17 protein-coding genes are annotated in these 18,352 nt (G+C 40.6%); 11 read left to right on the forward strand and 6 right to left on the reverse strand.

Annotated elements, in window-relative coordinates:
• Positions 1–583: 583 nt before the first annotated feature.
• On the reverse strand, positions 584–787 hold the full coding sequence (locus tag MKX97_RS05045; protein WP_078817839.1) for a YlaI family protein: 204 nt from the start codon (positions 785–787) through the stop codon (positions 584–586).
• Between the two features lie 13 nt (positions 788–800).
• Positions 801–1,301, reverse strand: coding sequence for a hypothetical protein (locus tag MKX97_RS05050; RefSeq protein ID WP_078817838.1), 501 nt, complete (start codon positions 1,299–1,301; stop codon positions 801–803).
• A gap of 351 nt (positions 1,302–1,652) precedes the next feature.
• Here MKX97_RS05050 and MKX97_RS05055 point away from each other — a divergent pair, with 351 nt between their 5' ends.
• The 3 genes from MKX97_RS05055 to pyc all read left to right on the forward strand — a co-directional run bounded on the left by MKX97_RS05055 (position 1,653) and on the right by pyc (position 6,626).
• A complete protein-coding gene (locus tag MKX97_RS05055) occupies positions 1,653–1,934 on the forward strand; it encodes a YlaN family protein (RefSeq protein ID WP_040758289.1) in 282 nt (93 codons plus the stop codon).
• Positions 1,935–1,998: 64 nt separating this feature from the next.
• Entirely contained in the window at positions 1,999–3,165 is a 1,167-nt protein-coding gene (locus MKX97_RS05060; RefSeq protein WP_009765638.1) for an FtsW/RodA/SpoVE family cell cycle protein, read from the forward strand.
• Positions 3,166–3,179: 14 nt separating this feature from the next.
• Positions 3,180–6,626, forward strand: a complete 3,447-nt coding sequence (gene pyc / locus MKX97_RS05065; protein WP_078817837.1) for a pyruvate carboxylase — start codon at positions 3,180–3,182, stop codon at positions 6,624–6,626.
• Positions 6,627–6,745: 119 nt separating this feature from the next.
• Here the strand turns inward: pyc and MKX97_RS05070 are convergent, their stop codons facing one another.
• Complete coding sequence (locus MKX97_RS05070; protein ID WP_040758288.1) at positions 6,746–7,654, reverse strand: heme A synthase; 909 nt, start codon at positions 7,652–7,654, stop codon at positions 6,746–6,748.
• 412 nt (positions 7,655–8,066) lie between these two features.
• Here MKX97_RS05070 and cyoE point away from each other — a divergent pair, with 412 nt between their 5' ends.
• From cyoE to MKX97_RS05105, 7 genes are all read left to right on the forward strand, one after another.
• The gene (gene cyoE / locus MKX97_RS05075; RefSeq protein ID WP_078817836.1) at positions 8,067–8,984 is read left to right on the forward strand and encodes a heme o synthase; all 918 of its coding nucleotides are present in this window, start codon (positions 8,067–8,069) and stop codon (positions 8,982–8,984) included.
• 102 nt (positions 8,985–9,086) lie between these two features.
• Positions 9,087–10,154, forward strand: a complete 1,068-nt coding sequence (gene coxB / locus MKX97_RS05080) for a cytochrome c oxidase subunit II (RefSeq protein ID WP_078817835.1) — start codon at positions 9,087–9,089, stop codon at positions 10,152–10,154.
• A gap of 33 nt (positions 10,155–10,187) precedes the next feature.
• Positions 10,188–12,065, forward strand: a complete 1,878-nt coding sequence (locus MKX97_RS05085; protein WP_078817834.1) for a cytochrome c oxidase subunit I — start codon at positions 10,188–10,190, stop codon at positions 12,063–12,065.
• On the forward strand, positions 12,065–12,691 hold the full coding sequence (locus MKX97_RS05090) for a cytochrome (ubi)quinol oxidase subunit III (protein WP_009765632.1): 627 nt from the start codon (positions 12,065–12,067) through the stop codon (positions 12,689–12,691). The genes MKX97_RS05085 and MKX97_RS05090 overlap by 1 nt, the downstream gene beginning before the upstream one ends.
• A 1-nt stretch (position 12,692) precedes the next feature.
• Positions 12,693–13,040: a cytochrome C oxidase subunit IV family protein gene (locus tag MKX97_RS05095; protein WP_078817833.1), complete on the forward strand. Its 348-nt coding sequence runs from the start codon at positions 12,693–12,695 to the stop codon at positions 13,038–13,040.
• Between the two features lie 221 nt (positions 13,041–13,261).
• Complete coding sequence (ctaG, locus tag MKX97_RS05100) at positions 13,262–14,194, forward strand: cytochrome c oxidase assembly factor CtaG (protein ID WP_078817832.1); 933 nt, start codon at positions 13,262–13,264, stop codon at positions 14,192–14,194.
• Between the two features lie 25 nt (positions 14,195–14,219).
• Positions 14,220–14,681 carry a DUF420 domain-containing protein gene (locus MKX97_RS05105; protein WP_078817831.1) on the forward strand — a complete coding sequence of 154 codons (462 nt, stop codon included), beginning with the start codon at positions 14,220–14,222 and terminating at the stop codon, positions 14,679–14,681.
• Between the two features lie 50 nt (positions 14,682–14,731).
• On the opposite strand, the gene ytvI is transcribed toward MKX97_RS05105, so the two are convergent.
• Both ytvI and MKX97_RS05115 read right to left on the reverse strand, forming a co-directional pair.
• On the reverse strand, positions 14,732–15,787 hold the full coding sequence (gene ytvI, locus MKX97_RS05110) for a sporulation integral membrane protein YtvI (protein WP_078817830.1): 1,056 nt from the start codon (positions 15,785–15,787) through the stop codon (positions 14,732–14,734).
• Between the two features lie 104 nt (positions 15,788–15,891).
• Positions 15,892–16,251, reverse strand: coding sequence for a YugN family protein (locus tag MKX97_RS05115; protein ID WP_176132551.1), 360 nt, complete (start codon positions 16,249–16,251; stop codon positions 15,892–15,894).
• 215 nt (positions 16,252–16,466) lie between these two features.
• Between MKX97_RS05115 and MKX97_RS05120 the strand changes: the two genes are divergently transcribed.
• The gene (locus tag MKX97_RS05120) at positions 16,467–17,534 is read left to right on the forward strand and encodes a CAP-associated domain-containing protein (RefSeq protein WP_340758496.1); all 1,068 of its coding nucleotides are present in this window, start codon (positions 16,467–16,469) and stop codon (positions 17,532–17,534) included.
• Here MKX97_RS05120 and MKX97_RS05125 read toward each other — a convergent pair.
• The gene (locus tag MKX97_RS05125) at positions 17,531–18,262 is read right to left on the reverse strand and encodes an aspartate kinase (protein ID WP_009765625.1); all 732 of its coding nucleotides are present in this window, start codon (positions 18,260–18,262) and stop codon (positions 17,531–17,533) included. The genes MKX97_RS05120 and MKX97_RS05125 overlap by 4 nt on opposite strands.
• Positions 18,263–18,352: the final 90 nt, after the last annotated feature.

An 18,352-nucleotide genomic window follows, 5' to 3' on the forward strand; every position in this document is an offset into this window, starting at 1 on the left:
TCAGAAAGCTATAAAACAAGGAAGAACATCTCGGACTTAAAGGCTTTTCATTACGAGCAAGCAAACACTTGCTGTAAACGAAGAATTCAATACGTATCCGAGCTAACTATCTAGATTGGAACAAAAGCAAAGTGTTAGCGGCACATTTCGCTTAATGTCTTTGAACATAATCAAGGAAAGATGCCCGTTTTATAATCTGAGTAAGGCTATTCTTCTTAGATTTTAAGAAAAAATCCAGTGAGATTGCTATATGCTTCTACATTCGAAGTAAGGATTGGAGCGGAAGATGGGGCGACTTCGGGAGGATCAGCGTTCTTCTTGTGGCCTTGGACTGTGCAAAGCGTTAGGAGTATGTGCTGTAAAAATTCTGCAAAGAAACACAGTAATTTTACAAATCGGACCATTCGCTGTTCGATTAGCTCTAGCCACTCCCTACGGAAAATGTCTCCATTTGGAGCGCAAATCCTGAACCGCAATCCCAGCTTTCTTTTATTGATTTTAAACTCCACTACTCAGCACTTAAAATATCTATAAAGCAAAAAACTCCGTTGTGTGATGACAACGGAGTTTTTTGCTTTAAAAATCAAAAATCTTTTTCAGTTAAGTGTGAACTTCGATGGAAAACGAAGTTGCCTGTTGCTATTCTCGACTCGGTTAATTCGCTGATTCGCAGCTTGCATGTGGGACACATATATGTGTGAATGGGCCGATTTCGCAGCTTTTTAGCATGAGGATCATCATCTGCTAACTGGTCGATTTGGTCGCATAGGACGCATTTGACACGCATGCGGTCATCTCCTTCAATCCACTTCGATTGCTTGAACATGACGGATCGGGGAGTGTTGATTCGAGCCGTCCTTAAATAGTACATGTACAGGCCCGTCTTCTCTCAGAGGTTTGCCTTCATGACTGAATTTAAAAAGAATATTTGTAGCATCGGAAAGTGGATACGTGTATTTTTCATTGTCTTTTGTAATGAGTGAAAACGTTGATGCGCTAGCATTCGGCACTGCATTGTGAATGAAAGGCTCTAGAACCATAGCGAAGCTGCCTGTCAACATTTTATCTTTTTCATATCTTTTTTCACTTTTTAAAGTTGGCGGATATGTAGCACCTTCCATGATTTCTCTTGACCAGTGCTTGCCCATTTTTTCTTTATACTCTTCCATTTCATCTCTTTCAACAAAATCCTCTGTAAAGAAAATATCTAGATCTATACGCCGATCGTCAAATATCCAAACTGTAGGGTCCAATGTGATAGCGTGCTTCACATTACCTCTAATTGGTACAATTGATTCCAAAATTCTTCCCCCTCAATCATTATCCATTATGCCACGGCAGAATTATATCCGGATTTTTCTAGCTTGCTCTAAATCTCTGTGACATTCGCCGGAAGCTTTATCTGAATTCAACAAGCGTTTGAACACCATCTGAACAGTAACAAAATTGCATTTCCCTCACTGCCTTTAGAAGTGGAAGCTTTCTGCTGAATTCAAATAAACTATTTTAAGTATACCTTTTCATCATAGAAGTGAAAAGGAATTCATTTTGGTTATATATTTTCATCGGGTAATACTTGCAATTTTTAATTGCAAAAGATACAATTTAGACATCAACACCTTGCGGGAATAATGAATAATGGGGGCGTCTCCATGGATATAGAAGTTCAAGATACTTACAAAGAAAAAGCGATGAAGCAGCTGCATATAGATGCGGAGAAGATTGCTAAGTTGATAAAGGTTCAGATGGACAACTTAACTATGCCGCAATGCCCGCTTTACGAGGAAGTGCTCGATACGCAAATGTACGGGCTATCTCGTGAAATTGATTTTGCTGTGAAACTCGGTCTGGTTGAGCAAGAAAAAGGCCGTGAGATACTCGCGTTGTTGGAAAAAGAGTTGAACGTCTTGCACGAACTGTATACAAAAAAATAAATGAAAGACTCAAACTTCTCATACGGTTTGAGTTTTTTATTTAGGACGATGAGGTAACTAGTACATGAAGACTTATGTAAACCGAATTCTACGAAACTTTGATTATCCGCTATTTGCAGTCTATTTGATGCTCTGTTTATTCGGATTAATTATGATTTACAGCGCTAGTATGGTATGGTCAGTAAATATTTATAATTTTGAACCAACTCATTTTTATCGAAAGCAGTTAATAAATCTGATTATTGCTATACCTGCATTTCTTATAACAGCCATCATACCTTACAGACATTATCGAAATAAAAAATTCTTGTATCTCACAGTTGGAGTAATGTTTGCTCTATTAATTCTTGTCAAGATGATTGGTTTCGGAGATACGGTAGGCGCGAAAAGTTGGATAGCAATTCCGGGATTAGGAAATCTTCAGCCGACAGAAGTAGCTAAAATTGCATTTATCATTTATTTCTCAGGTGTATTTGCGAATAAATATTATGCAGGTACGCTTGATGAAATTAAGACTACCATCATTCCGACATTCTCCGTATTGACCGCTTCACTTGTTCTAGTCATCCTGGAGCCTGACTTTGGAGCGACTATGATTTTGTTCCTTGTTGCGGTGTCAGTAATTGCAGCAAGTGGAATGAATATGAGGAATTATTTGAAAATTAGTAAGTTTTTTGCTGTATTAGGGGTTGCGTTGAGCCTCCTTTTATGGATAAAGTGGGATGACGTCATGACGGGTTCCCGTATCGGACGTTTTCTTGCATTCACCGATCCGTTTGAATATATTCAAGGGTCGGGTTTACAAATTGTCAACGGTTATATTGCAATAGGTGCCGGTGGCTTGAAAGGGGTGGGGCTTGGAAACTCTATACAAAAACTTGGTTATTTACCTGAACCTCATACAGATGTCATAATGGCAGTAATCTCCGAGGAAACTGGTTTGTTGGGTACGACGGCTGTTCTAGGAGGTTTGCTTTTCATTGTATCGAGGGCGTTTATTGTCGCCTTGCGCACGAAAGATGCACATGCAAGAATGTTGGCAGCCGGTGTCGGTAGTCTGATTTCCATTCAGACACTAGTAAACTTAGGTGGTTTAACAGGATTAATTCCATTAACAGGTGTCACGCTGCCGTTTATTAGCTATGGCGGTACGTCTGTTGTCTTCTTGTCGATTGCGCTTGGTATACTGATGAATGTATCTATGTTTGTGAAGTATGAGAAATCGAAGTAGAGAGGATTGTGTTGTTGGTGGAGAGAAGAGAGATTAAGAAAGTGCTGGTCGCAAACCGCGGGGAAATTGCGATCCGAGTGTTTCGAGCATGTACAGAATTAGGTATTGCTACAGTTGGTATTTATTCAGCAGAAGATCGTGCATCTTTACATCGATATAAATCCGACCAATCGTTTTTAGTAGGTGAAGGAAAAAAACCGATCGATGCCTATCTGGACATTGAAGGGATTATAGACATTGCAAAGAAAGCAAATGTTGATGCGATTCACCCGGGTTATGGATTCCTAGCAGAGAATGCAGAATTTGCGGCTCGATTGGAAGAGGAAGGTATCATTTTTATCGGGCCAACATCTAAACACTTAGAGATGTTCGGAGATAAAGTGAAGGCGCGCGAGCAAGCAATTGCAGCGGAAATCCCAGTCATTCCAGGAACGGACGGACCGGTAACTTCTGTCGAGGAAGTAGAGGCTTTCGGTGCGCAGCATAAATACCCAATTATTATAAAGGCTTCATTAGGCGGAGGCGGACGTGGCATGCGTATCGTGGAATCTGCAGATGAAGTACAAGAAGCGTATAATCGTGCGAAATCTGAAGCGAAATCAGCTTTTGGTTCGGATGAAGTATATGTAGAAAAGTATATTAACCAGCCAAAACATATCGAAGTGCAAATACTTGGTGATACATATGGGGAGATTGTCCATCTGTATGAGCGTGATTGTTCGATCCAGCGACGTCATCAGAAAGTAGTAGAAATTGCACCTTCCATCTCTTTAACAAATGAATTAAGAGAATCTATTTGTGAAGCTGCTGTCAAGTTGGCTAAAAATGTAGGCTATATAAACGCTGGAACCGTTGAGTTTTTAGTAGCAGACAACGAATTTTATTTCATAGAAGTCAATCCGCGTATTCAAGTGGAACATACTATAACTGAAATGATTACAGGTATCGACATTGTCCAATCGCAAATTCATATTGCAGGGGGCGAAGAACTTCATTCTGGCAAAGTAAATATTCCTGAACAACAAGACATTCCATTGTTCGGTTATGCGATTCAGTCTCGTGTAACGACGGAAGATCCGCTAAACGATTTCATGCCGGATACTGGAAAGATGAGCGTGTATCGTTCCGGAGGCGGATTTGGGGTTCGGTTAGATACAGGAAACGCATATCAAGGCTCTGTCATCAGTCCATACTACGATTCATTGCTAGTCAAAGTTTCTACGTGGGGACCGACATTTGGCGATGCTGCAAGCAAAATGCTCAGAAATTTGAAGGAATTCAGAATCAGAGGGATTAAAACTAACATTCCATTCCTTGAAAATGTAGTATGCCATGAAGACTTTTTATCTGGCGAATACAATACGAGCTTTATTGATGAAACACCCGAGCTATTTGTCTTTGATAACAGACAAGACCGCGGTACGAAAATGCTATCCTATCTTGGAAACGTTACCATTAATGGATTCCCAGGCATTGATGACCCGACACGACCTGTTTTGCACCCGGTGAGGATTCCTGAGATTGACAAGAATGCTCCGCTGCCGAAGGGGACAAAGCAAATATTGGACGAGCAAGGTCCGGATGGGTTGGTCGACTGGATTCGCAAGCAAGAAGATGTGTTACTGACGGACACGACTTTCAGAGATGCACATCAGTCTTTGTTAGCAACACGCATGAGAACATCTGAATTGACTAAAATCGCTACGGAAAGTGCGCATCTACTGCCAGATTTATTTTCCTTTGAAATGTGGGGAGGCGCCACATTTGATGTTGCTTATCGTTTCTTGAAGGAAAGCCCGTGGGATCGTTTGGAAAGACTTCGTGAGCAAATTCCGAACGTATTGTTCCAAATGCTCTTTAGAGGTGCGAATGCAGTCGGTTACACGAATTATCCGGATAATGTCATACGGGAGTTCATTAAGGAATCTGCGGCATCTGGAATTGACGTGTTCAGAATATTCGATAGCTTGAACTGGATCAAAGGAATGGAAGTTGCCATAGATCAGACGCGCGCGTCAGGCAAAATTGCAGAAGCAGCAATTTGCTATACAGGTGATATTCTCGATGATAATCGTGCCAAGTACACGGTCAATTACTACAAAGAAATGGCGAAAGAATTAGAAGCAGTCGGTGCTCACATGTTGGCAATTAAAGATATGGCGGGGTTATTAAAGCCTGAAGCTGCCTATCGACTAGTATCCGAATTGAAAGCTACTACTGATCTTCCAATTCATTTGCATACACATGATACAAGCGGAAACGGAATTTATATGTATGCCAAAGCGATTGAAGCAGGTGTGGATATCGTTGACACGGCAATCGGCGCAATGTCTGGCATGACATCTCAGCCTTCTGCTAACTCACTGGCATATGCACTGCAGGATAACCAGAGGAAAGTTCGTGCGGAAACAGAGTCCTTAGAAAAACTTTCTCATTATTGGGAAGACGTAAGAAAGTATTACAAGCCATTTGAGAGTGGTATGAATAGCCCGCACTCCGAAATCTATGTTCATGAAATGCCGGGAGGCCAGTATTCCAACTTGCAGCAACAAGCGAAAGCGGTCGGTCTTGGTGAGCGCTGGGAAGAAGTAAAGAAAATGTATTCTCGTGTAAACTTCCTGTTCGGAGATATTGTGAAGGTAACTCCATCTTCTAAGGTAGTAGGGGATATGGCACTTTTCATGGTTCAAAACGACTTGAATGAACACTCAGTCATTTCTAAAGGTCAGTCAATTGATTTCCCGGAATCGGTTATTGAATTCTTTGAAGGCTCGATCGGACAACCTTATGGCGGCTTCCCGAAAGAACTGCAAGAGGTAATATTGAAGGGCCGAGAAGCGATTACAGTTCGTCCTGGCGAGCTGTTAGAACCTGTTAATTTTGAAGAAGTATTGAGCGAACTGACGGAAAAGATGGAGAAGCCTGCTACGATGCATGATGCGCTAGCTTACGTCTTGTATCCGAAAGTGTTTGAGGAATTTATCGAAACGAGAAAACAATTCGGCGATGTTTCGGTAATTAATACGCCTGAATTCTTATATGGTCTTCGTTTAGGCGAGGAGATCGAGATTGAAATTGAAATCGGCAAGACTTTGATTGTTAAGCTTGTATCGATTGGAGAGCCGCAGCCAAATGGAACTCGAGTACTTTACTTTGAGTTGAATGGTCAGTCGCGTGAGGTCGTCATTCAAGATTTCCAAATCGAGACGAAGGACGTGAAGAAACAAAAAGCAGACCCTTCAAATGAGACTCATATCGCGGCTACAATGCCAGGAACTGTACTTCAAGTAGCTGTGTCATTAGGCGCTAAGGTGAAACGTGGAGAACATTTGCTGATTACAGAAGCGATGAAGATGGAAACAACGATCCAAGCTCCATTTGATGGCGTCGTGAAAGCAATTTACGCTGGTCCAGGAGACTCTATCTCGACTGGTGACTTACTAATTGAAATAGAACACTAAGAAACAGCTCCTACAGCCTTATGTGGCTGCAGGAGCTGTTCTATGGTCAAACATCCATATGAAAAAGCGTACAGAGCTGTTAAACAACTTTTGTACGCTTTATAGTGAAGTTTAATTGATTACTTCGAACGACTTCTTGAAACAAGGAGCACTAAATACGTCAATAAACCAAATAATAATGTGATGAAAAGCGAATGCAACAAGGCAATGTAAAGGTTTAATTTCGTTAAAACAACGATCATCCCTGTTGTCGCTTGTGCGAGTACTAAGGCAAATGCAGAAATCCAGCCCCAATAAATCACGCGCTGATCGCTATAGTGCTTAATAGCCTTAATCGCGATAAAACCGATCCACACAACAATGAGAGCCGCAGCCAAACGGTGTCCCATTTGAACCCATTCATACATATTAAGAGGTAGGCTGAATTCGTTATTTCGACAAAGCGGCCAATCCGAACAGACGAGACCGGAATTGGTGTGACGAACGAGCGCCCCTGTATAAATAACGAAATAAGAATAAATGGTTACTCCGATTGTATGAAATCGTAATGAGGAACCTATCCTGATTTTATCTGCGTCAAATTTTTGGTCGACCTCGAAAATCAGTAATGTCAACAAAAAGACAGCTGCGAATGAAATAAGGGAAATCCCGAAGTGCAAGGCAAGAATAAAATCACCTTGACCCCATAAAACTTGAGCTGCTCCAATTAATGCTTGGAGTATTAAAAAGAATACGGCCATGAAGGCTAAAAATTTTGTTTCACGTATATGACCAAGAGATTTCCATGACCATACCGCTAAAACTACAATAAAAATTCCAACGCCGCCTGTTACAAGACGGTGGGAAAACTCAATAAGTACTTCAGCAGTAATTTCATCCGGAATCAACTGGCCGTTACAGCCGGGCCAGTGTCTGCCGCAACCCATCCCGCTGTCTGTTTTTGTAACGAGCGCTCCTCCGAGCAAGATTGCAAGCATGCCAATAGTTGAAGCGACTCCGAACCATTTTAAAAATCGATTGTATTGCAAGTATGAGACACCTTCTTCTATGATTTGACCATTTGAATCAGGCCAATCTAAATGATGTTTTGCCCAAAAACGCAAAAAACTTAGTAAAGTATATGACTTCGCAAAAGTATAGAAATATCGTGTATTTCGGGCACACGTTCCAAATATTATGATATCTAAAAAAACAATGAAACACAATGCCGTAGGTCAATAAACCAGCAAGGTGAAAGGCTTTTCACAAATTGTTCATAAAAAAGCCTCTTTAACTTCACAAATGCCCTGTAGAAATGCTTTACTATATAGTAGGTGAAGGACAAAGACGCTTAGGTTGCACTAAACAGCTATAAATTGCGAAATGGTCTAGAAATTTTCGACGAATTTCGATATAGTAAGTGTTAGGGTCTTTGCTGAAAACTTTGAAAGGAGGGTTATTATGTCAAACGGTCGAACGCTTTCGACGGTTGCAAATCCCAAAGTGGAGACAATTACATTATGGAAAGACTTTTTGGCGCTTATCAAAATAGGTATCGTCAATTCAAATTTGATTACTACGTTCACCGGTCTATTTTTGGCATTTCAATTCACTGGGAAGAGTTTTCTCCATAACATCGATCTATTGGTATTTGCAATTTTGGGTACTGGGTTAATCATTGCAGCTTCTGGAGCTCTGAATAATTTGATTGACCGGGATATTGATCCAATCATGTCGAGAACGAAGTCTAGACCGACAGTAACTGGAAGATTTAAAACGCCTGCTGTATTGACATTGGCGATTGTTTTTCTAGTAGCTGGAGAAGTTCTATTGTTCTCTGCTTCCGGGATGGCTGGTTGGCTTGGAATCGCTGGCGTATTAGCTTACGTCGTCCTATATTCCATGTGGTCAAAGCGTCAGCATGTCAGTAATACGGTTGTGGGAAGTTTATCGGGTGCAATTCCACCCCTTATTGGATGGGCAGCGGTCGATCCTACACTGCCGATGGGAGCCTGGGCATTGTTCCTGATCATGTTCATATGGCAGCCACCCCATTTTTATGCGTTGGCTATGCGCAGAACTGAGGAATATCGTGCAGCGAACATTCCTATGCTACCTGTAGTAAAAGGGTTTGAACGGACCAAGAAATCCATGCTTATGTGGGTATTATTGCTTTTCCCACTGCCTTTCTTACTTCAAGGACTCGGCACGGGGTTTGTGGTATTTGCAACTTTGTTGAATGTCGGTTGGCTTTATTTAGCTATTAAAGGATTTAAAGCAAAAGAAGATTTGAAATGGGCAACATCTATGTTTGTGTATTCATTGAACTACATGACTATTTTGTTTGTATCCATGATTATTTTCTCACTATTCATCTGAAATACGGAATTCTTTCTTTAAAACAGGAATTCATCATAGAGAGGCTCAAGTCCTCCATTAAGTAGAAAAACATTTTTTTAGAAAGAGAGGTATTAGTTAGCGATGATTAAAGGACTCAAAAAGTGGCGTCTCTTTTCTTTATTAGCGGTTTTCGCAGTGTTCTTAGCAGGTTGTGGACAAGAAGAAATCTCAACTTTCCAACCAGCTGGGCAAGTCGCTAAAGATCAGTTCAACTTGTTGCTGTTAGCTTCAGGAATCATGTTACTAGTCATTATCGTAGTAGTAGCAATCTTTTTAATTGCACTAGTACGCTTCAGACGTTCCAAATTGGGTGAAGATCATATGCCTGAGCAAGTGGAAGGGAGTCATACACTAGAAATGGTGTGGACGTTCATTCCAATTCTATTGGTTCTGATCCTTGCAGTCCCGACGGTTTACTACACGTACAAACTTGGTGACGTAAAAGCAATGGAAGCGGTCGATGAAGATGGAAATGCTGAAAATCTAGTAGTAGATGTTACAGCAAAATTGTATTGGTGGGAGTTCGAGTATCCTGACTTAGGAATTGTTACAGCTCAGGAGCTAGTCGTGCCTACACACGAAAAAGTTTATTTCAACTTGATCGCTGCAGATGTAAAGCACTCATTCTGGATACCTTCAGTAGGAGGTAAACTAGATACGAACGTTGAGAACGTGAATAAATTTTATCTATCATTCGAAAAAGAATCTGAAGGCTTGAAGGATGGCGTTTTCTACGGAAAATGTGCGGAGCTTTGCGGACCTTCGCATGCTTTGATGGACTTCAAGGTGAAAACTTTACCGAGAGACCAGTTTGATGACTGGGTTGCTTCAATGCAAAAAACAGCTGATGAGCCTGTCGTTGCTAATGCTGACGGTGAAGAAGTATTCGCACAGAGCTGTATCGGATGTCACGCAGTTTCAGGAGTAGGGGAATCTGGTGCCCAAGGTCCGAACTTAGCTACATTTGGAGATCGTAACCGAGTAGCTGGTTTCCTAGAGCACGATGAAGAGAATCTGAAAGACTGGATTCGTGATACACAGAAACATAAACCAGGCAATATAATGCCTTCATTTAGCGAAGATCAGATTTCTGACGCGGAGCTAGATGCATTGGCGGATTACTTAATGGGCTTAAAAGTCGAAAAATAATTTTCAAACGGAAATTGAATAGGAGGTAACACAGTGAGTTCAGTTGCTCAAAAAAGAGGCTTTGGCGCAACACTCTGGGATTGGCTGACGACAGTCGACCATAAGAAGATTGGAATTCTTTATCTCCTTGGGGGATTATTCTTCTTCGTCCTTGGTGGTATAGAAGCGATGATCATTCGTCTTCAATTGATGACGCCAAACAACGATCTCGTAAGTGCAGGGCTTTTTAATGACTTAATTACAATGCACGGAACAACCATGATATTCTTGGCAGCGATGCCGATTTTATTTGGTTTTATGAACGCCATTGTTCCGCTTCAAATCGGGGCACGTGACGTAGCGTTCCCATTCATCAACTCATTAGGCTTTTGGATGTTCGCCTTTGGTGGATTATTCCTAAACATTTCATGGCTTTTCGGTGAAGTTCCAGATGCTGGTTGGACATCGTATGCGTCCTTATCACTTCACTCACCGGGTCATGGCATTGATTTCTATGCAATTGGGTTACAAATCGCCGGTGGTGGTACATTAATGGCAGGGATTAACTTCCTTGTTACAATTATCAACATGCGTGCACCAGGGATGACGTACATGCGTATGCCATTGTTTACATGGACTACGTTTGTTGCATCAGCGATGATTTTATTCGCTTTCCCTCCATTAACAATTGGATTGTTCTTCTTGACGTTTGACCGTATGTTCAGTGGTAACTTCTTTGATCATACAATGGGTGGTAACACGATTATTTGGGAGCATATTTTCTGGATATTCGGTCACCCTGAAGTATATATCTTGATCTTGCCTGCATTCGGTATTTTCTCTGAGATCTTTGCGACATTCTCACGTAAACGTCTCTTTGGTTATACAGCGATGGTATTCGCTACAGTATTAATCGGTTTCTTAGGATTCATGGTATGGGCTCACCATATGTTTACAGTTGGTCTAGGACCGACAGCAAACGCGATTTTCGCAGTTGCAACTATGGCGATTGCTGTACCGACAGGTGTTAAGATCTTTAACTGGTTGCTCACAATTTGGGGCGGTAGCATTAAAGTTACAACGCCAATGTTGTATGCTCTAGGATTTATCCCTTCATTCGTAATGGGTGGGGTTACTGGAGTTATGCAAGGTGCTGCACCACTTGACTATCAATTGCACGATACGTACTTTATCGTAGCTCACTTCCACTACGTTATCGTTGGTGGGGTTGTATTAGCAATTTTCGCGGCACTTCACTACTGGTGGCCGAAAATGTTCGGTACGATGTTGCATGAAGGCTTAGGAAAAATAACGTTTGTATTCTTCTTTATCGGCTTCCACATGACATTCCTAATTCAACACTGGTTAGGTTTCTGGGGAATGCCACGTCGTGTTTGGACATTTATGGACGGACAGGGCTGGAATATGGCGAACATGATCAGTACGATTGGTGCGCTCTTGATGGCGATTGGTTTCACTGTAATGGTCATCAATATCGTTATGACAACTATTAAGAACGAGCGTGTCGGAAATGATCCATGGGGCGATGGACGTACACTTGAGTGGGCGATCCCTTCACCTCCAGTGTTCTATAACTTTGCTCAAACTCCATTGATTCGTGGTTTGGACACATTATGGGTTGAGAAGATGGACGGCAGTAAAGAAATGATTACGCCGGCTGAACCTGTTACGGATATTCATATGCCGAATGGTTCAATCATTCCATTATTGATGACATTAGGATTGTTCATCGCAGGATTTGGTGCGATGTTCCACCAAGAGACTTCTTGGGGACTTCCTGTATTGATATTTGGTCTAGCGTTTACATTTGTTATGATGGCTGCACGTTCATTGAAAGATGATCTTGGATTCTATGTAACAAAAGAGCAAATCCTTGAAGATATGAAGAATGAAAAAGGGGGGCGTAACTAATGGATTTGAACAAGAAATTCACCCCTGAAACATGGCCGGCTCATCCTGAGAAGGCTACCCTGGAAGCAAAAAACAAGTTCGTTGGTTTTTGGCTTTTCCTTGGCGGAGAGACAATTCTATTCGCTACTTTGTTTGCAACGTATATGGCGCTGAAAAATAAAGGGCCAAGCGGCTTTGGTTTTACTACGCAAGAGCTGTACACATTGCCATTAGTATTTGTTATGACGATGTTGCTTCTGACATCTTCATTGACAAGTGTTTATGCGATGTATCATTTGAAGAGTTTCAATTTCAAAAAGATGCAATTATGGTTAGCCCTTACTGCATTTTTAGGACTTGGATTCTTGATGCTAGAAGTCTATGAGTTCTCTCACTATGTTCAAGAAGGCTTTACGTTTAATAATAGTGCGTTCAGTTCCTCTTTCTTTACACTAGTAGGTACACACGGTTTTCACGTAGCAATTGGTTTGGTTTGGGTTACATTATTAATTTTCCGTAACTCCAAACGAGGACTGAATTTGTATAACGCAACTAAGTATTATACATTCTCACTATACTGGCACTTCATTGACGTAGTTTGGGTATTCATCTTCACTGTAGTCTACTTGATGGGAGTGATTGGTTAAGATGGCGGATATTCAAATTATTAAAAGATCTCCAGCTGAACAGTCATTGGCACAACGTCGTGCGAAAGAAGCGATGCGTAATCAAGTTGCAATGTTTTCTTTGATGATCTTCTTAACCCTCATTTCATTTTCGATGGTAGTTGCTCATCTATCTGACGTTGTTGGTTTTTCTAAATTCTTTGTCATTCCAACATTATTCCTTTTTGCAGCGGTTCAAGTTGGGTTACAACTTTACTACTTCATGCATATGAGTGAAAAAGGACATGGCATTCCACAAATGTTTATGTTTACAGGCGCAGTACTAGGATTTTTAATTCCATTAACGTTTGTAACAATCGTTTGGTGGTAATTGTACTAAAAAGAGCTTATGGATTCTTCCATAAGCTCTTTTTTTGTTGATCGTGAAATTGTCAAAGTTCGTACATTGAGTTATGGTTTAGTTGCTCGTATAATGGAAAGAGGGATGTTATCCGGGTAACCTTGCTGTGCGAACGTATTGTTTTGCATAATATATACAGCTTAGATTGATACTTAGGAACGCGGATCCAGCAGCTTGATTATAAAAGGAGAGTGACTGTATTGCCATTAAGTATTTTTGGTTTTCGGGCGTTGTGGAGCCCTTATTTCTTATTAGCTATCGCACTTGGCATAGTCCTATATTATCTTATCACCGTTAAATGGAGAGATCGTTTTGAAGGGTCTGAACCAGTAACTAAGCGTCAGATCAGCTACTTTCTAGCTTCGATGGTTTTGTTGTATATAGTTAAAGGATCGCCAATGGATTTAATAGGTCATATTCTGTTCTCTGTTCATATGGCACAAATGGCATTATTGCTTCTGGTGGTAGCACCATTTTTCATAATTGGTATCCCCAATTGGGTATGGGAAAGACTGTTAACTGTTGCGATTTTTAAAAAGCTTTTTATGCTGCTAACTAGACCTATAATTAGCTTATTGTTATTCACCCTTATGTTTTCGATGTACCATTATCCACTTATTTTGGATCAAGTGAAGTTAAGTTTACCGTTGCATACCGTCTTCACAGTGACACTTTTCATTTCTGCTATCTTTTTATGGTGGCCAGTCGTTAATACAGTAAAAGGGCAACCTCAATTGCATGGATTGAAGAAAATTGGTTATGTCATATTAAGTGCTTTACTGATCACGCCTGCTTGTTCATTGATCATTTTCGTGGACGTCCCGGTTTATGAGACGTATAGCAGTGGAGAAGCGTGGCTAAAAGCAATGGCATTGTGTGTGCCTAGCAGTACACTTGCCGGGTTATCAAACATCGGCTTGTCAGGTCCTGAGCTTTTTACGGACATGCCGACACTTTATGATCAGCAATTAGGCGGTATTCTGATGAAAGTCATTCAGGAGATTATATACATTGTAGTAATCGGACGTATTTTCATGAGCTGGGCAAAATATGAAAGAGAGAATGCTGACGAAATTACACGTCAAGATTTGCTAAAGCGTCAGAAATTAACGATGCATGGCTGACTGAGAACAAAAGGGGTTAATAGGGATGGAACTTCCGTTATTACCGACTATTAGTACATTTTTCATTGTATTATCAGCAATTTTAGTTGCAATTGGCTGGTATTTAATTCTTCAGAAGAAAAAGCTGGCTCATCAAAAAACTATGGTTGCGGCAGCTGTATCTGCTGTACTGTTCTTTATCATTTACATTTCACGGACCATATTTATCGGTAATACTTCTTTCGGCGGACCTGATCATCTAAAGATTTATTACACTGTATTTCTGGTCTTCCATATCATCTTGGCTACAGTAGGGGCTGTATTTGGGGTTATAACGATTATTGCCGGATTTAAGAATAACTTGGCGTTGCATCGGAAAATAGGTCCTATTACAAGTATGATTTGGTTTGTCACAGCAATTACTGGGGTAGCTGTCTATCTGCTTCTTTATGTTTTCTACAAAGGCGGCGAAACGACTTCTATGTTTAAAGCTATCTTGGGGATTTAATTGAATAATAAAAGGGTATATCTCATATTCCGAGATATACCCTTTTTGCATTAAATCTTGAAATTCAATTTGATGATGCCAGCTTCCCTCGCTGTATTGAAGAGAATGACGATCATAGGTCCGATAAAAAAGCCCAGGACTCCAAATAACTTCAATCCAATGAACATGGCAATTAAAGTAGGCAATGGAGACAATCCGATTTGTGAACCCATTACTTTCGGTTCGACTGTACGTCTGATGATCAGCAGAATAATCGCCAATATCGCGAGTTTTGTACCCAATGCTATGTCCCCTGAAACGTACTGATAGATTGACCAGGGAGCCAGAATAATGATGGAACCTAGTATGGGAATGATATCAATGATCCAAATGACAAGGGACATCACGACTGCATACTTAGGGGCAATTAACAATAATCCAATAAATGAAACAACAAGAATGATCAGGCTTACCAACAGTTGTGCTTTAGCAAAACCTAATATCACGCTGTTTAATTTATTCGTCATATAGTGAACTTTTTGAGCTGTCGTCTCAGTCAAATGCCGATAAAAAGTATTCTTCAAATTTGGCAGTTCAAGCATGAATAAGAATAAAGCAATCATAAACACGATGAAACTGACTAAGAAATTCGGTATTTCGGAGATCAATCCCAAAATTTTATCATAGCTCAAAAGTGTAATCAAAGAAACACGGAAGGATTCAATAATCTCGTTAAACTCATTCTCAAGCATTTTAATAATATCTTCGGGCATTCCTACTGTGTATTGAAAAAGTTTACTTTGTGTATTAATCCAAACGCTAGAAAGGGAATTCAAGTAATTAGGAATCTCTTTAGTGAAATGGACGATTTTCCCTATGAGTGTATTGACGGTATAGAAAAAGAAAAATATACTGACACCCACAAAAGCAATAAAATTCACTATAACGGATACTTTTCTTTTCCATTTAAACTTGCGCTCCACCCACTTCACGAGAGGGTCTAGAAAAAGAGCCGTTAAAAATGCTAAAATGATAGGTATTGAAACAGGCAAAATAAAAAACGCAATTACTAATAAAACAACAGTAGTTAAAACAATCATCAAATTTCGTTTCGTGAGTAATTTCAAAAGTCATCGTCCTCCACATAGGTACTGAGTTTATTATAACCAAACAAGTGGAGTAATAATAGGAAAAAGCCGAAGAACATTATGCTCGTCGGCTTTTTTCATTGTTACACACTATATTGCTTTAGCTCGTCATACACTGCTTTAGCAGTTAGTTCACAATCTTTGACTAAGCTTGCGGGAAATTCTTCACCTTCGCCGTATTCGACGCCAAAAGGATAATAATACTTACCAAGGACAGGTTGCTTCAAGCGAACCGTTGCTTTTCTGCCGTCAATATCGCCTTCGACCAATTCGCCGAAAATGCGTAAGTAATATGTACCTTCTCGAATGACATACTTTTTGTCAAAAGTTACACGCTCATAATCCCATTGTCCTTCAAGAACAAGACCATTCTTCAACATAACTTCTTCCATTAACTTTAGATCCGTTACAAGGCCATCAATGCCTATATTTTCAACATACATCTGTAAATCCCCTTTCATGTTCGTCCAAACGAATACTTATACCATTATATCATAGAACAAATTAAATTTACTTGCAATGACAACATTGTGTCAACGCTTTCTGTACCATCTTATATAGGTGACTACAGCAGTCGGATTCTGTACAATAAGGGAAAGAAACGTTCTAGGGGAGATAACGGTTTAAGTATACTAGTAATAAAGGAAAGGGAGATTACATGTGGAGAGTAGGTTGGAAAATACTTCTCATTTTAGTTGTCGTTATGGGAATTTTTTATGTGATGAGTGACAGGATTAGTGAAAACGAGCCGCTTGAATCACCTGTCCAGCATGGCTCTCCCATTGCTGTACCTGAAAAAGGCCAATCGATGGGAGGGCAAAATATGCCAAGACCCGAGGAAGGAATATCTTTACTTGTCGGGCAAAAGTCAGAAAAGCTGGAGGAAAAGTTCGGCAAGCCCGCACGGATCGAACCTTCGAGCTTTCAATATGAATGGTGGGTATATACGGGCGAGCCGAGTTTTCTGGCGGGAGTTCTAAATGGAAAAGTGAACCAGATCTATACATCTGATGAAATTGCAGACGTTGCACCTTTCACGATTGGACAAAATGTACAGGAGATCCATCGTTTCACACCCATAGAGTCAGAAATAGATGTAGCGATAGAAGAGAATGTATATACTTTTTCATTGAACAGTGAAGATATTAAAAACCGAATTTTGATCCCATATGAAGGCTTATATGTACAGCTTTATATCGACCAAGTGGATGAAGAGTTAGAAGGGGTCCGGTTCCTCAGCCCAAGTACGCTAGTGAAGCATCAGCCTTATGATATGACGTATTTAGGAGAAATAATTGAAGCTCCAAAGCCTTCCTCTGCTGTTCAGACAGAAGTCGATCGGTCGATGGAGCGGCAAACATTTGAGCTAACGAATCAACTGAGAGAGAAACATGATCTGCCCATTTTGGAGGAAGACACGAAATTGGCTACGCTATCGTGGGAGCATAGCCAAGAAATGATTTTCCAGAAGTACAGCTCACACAGTGAAGAGCCAGTGGAGAATTTTTCCGAGCGTTTGAAAGTGATGGAAATTCAAGCGAATAAAGCTGGAGAAAATACTGCTTTTAATTATATTGATGCGATTGAAACAGTTCATGGCTGGCTGAATTCACCGAAACACAGAGAAGTTTTACTCAATCCATCTTTCACGCATACAGGTATCGGAGTGTATAACAAATACTACACCCAATCATCCATTGCAAAGACACAGGAATTAACTGACTAAGGAAGAATCCAAGTACCTTCCTCATTAGACGCGATGCCTCTTATATGGAGAGGCGTCGCTGTTTTTTTTGCATGAATGGCGGCTTTCTTCTGAATAATGGGCCGGCTGCAATCTAATAATGGGAGAAATTCGTCGAAGGTTAGTTTATCAAAACGTTCATAATGAGTTACTGTGCGCGGATCTGCAGACATGACGGCCGGCACATCCTTATAAAATTCTACATGGCTTGCTTGGAGCGCGGCTGCGAGAGCGATAGCCGTTAAATCACTTCCACCCCTTCCGAGTGTCATGAATTGCCCTTGTTTATTCATCCCTTGAAAACCCGGAACAATTAAGCAAGAATGAGTCTCCAGCGTTTTCAACAAATGGGAAGTATTAATTTTTTCAATTGCTGCGTTACTGAAATCACCGTTTGTCCGAATGCCTGTATTTTGTCCATAGATGATCGTGTTGTCTATTCCCTCACTTACTAATTCCGCGGACATCACGGCGGATGCGATGAGTTCTCCGCAAGCAGCGGCTAAGTCTTTTGCTTCGCTGGATTTTTCGAAAGCGTCTGTTACGTTCAGCAATCGATCCGTTGAATACGCATCATCCCCGCGCCCCATTGCAGAAACAACTACGACTACTGAACGATACTTTAATAAAGCTTTTTTAATATGTTGAATGCACTTCGCCCGTTGTTGCTGATTCTGCATAGCGACACCACCGAATTTTTGGATAATCATAGAATCCCAACTTTCTTCGTGACATTCTTCTTACAGCCCTCATAAGATACAGTGAAATTATGTTTCGTTTCATTATATTCTGCTTTGAAC

This window comes from Sporosarcina sp. FSL K6-3508 (assembly GCF_038615825.1).
Lineage (GTDB): Bacteria > Bacillota > Bacilli > Bacillales_A > Planococcaceae > Sporosarcina > Sporosarcina newyorkensis.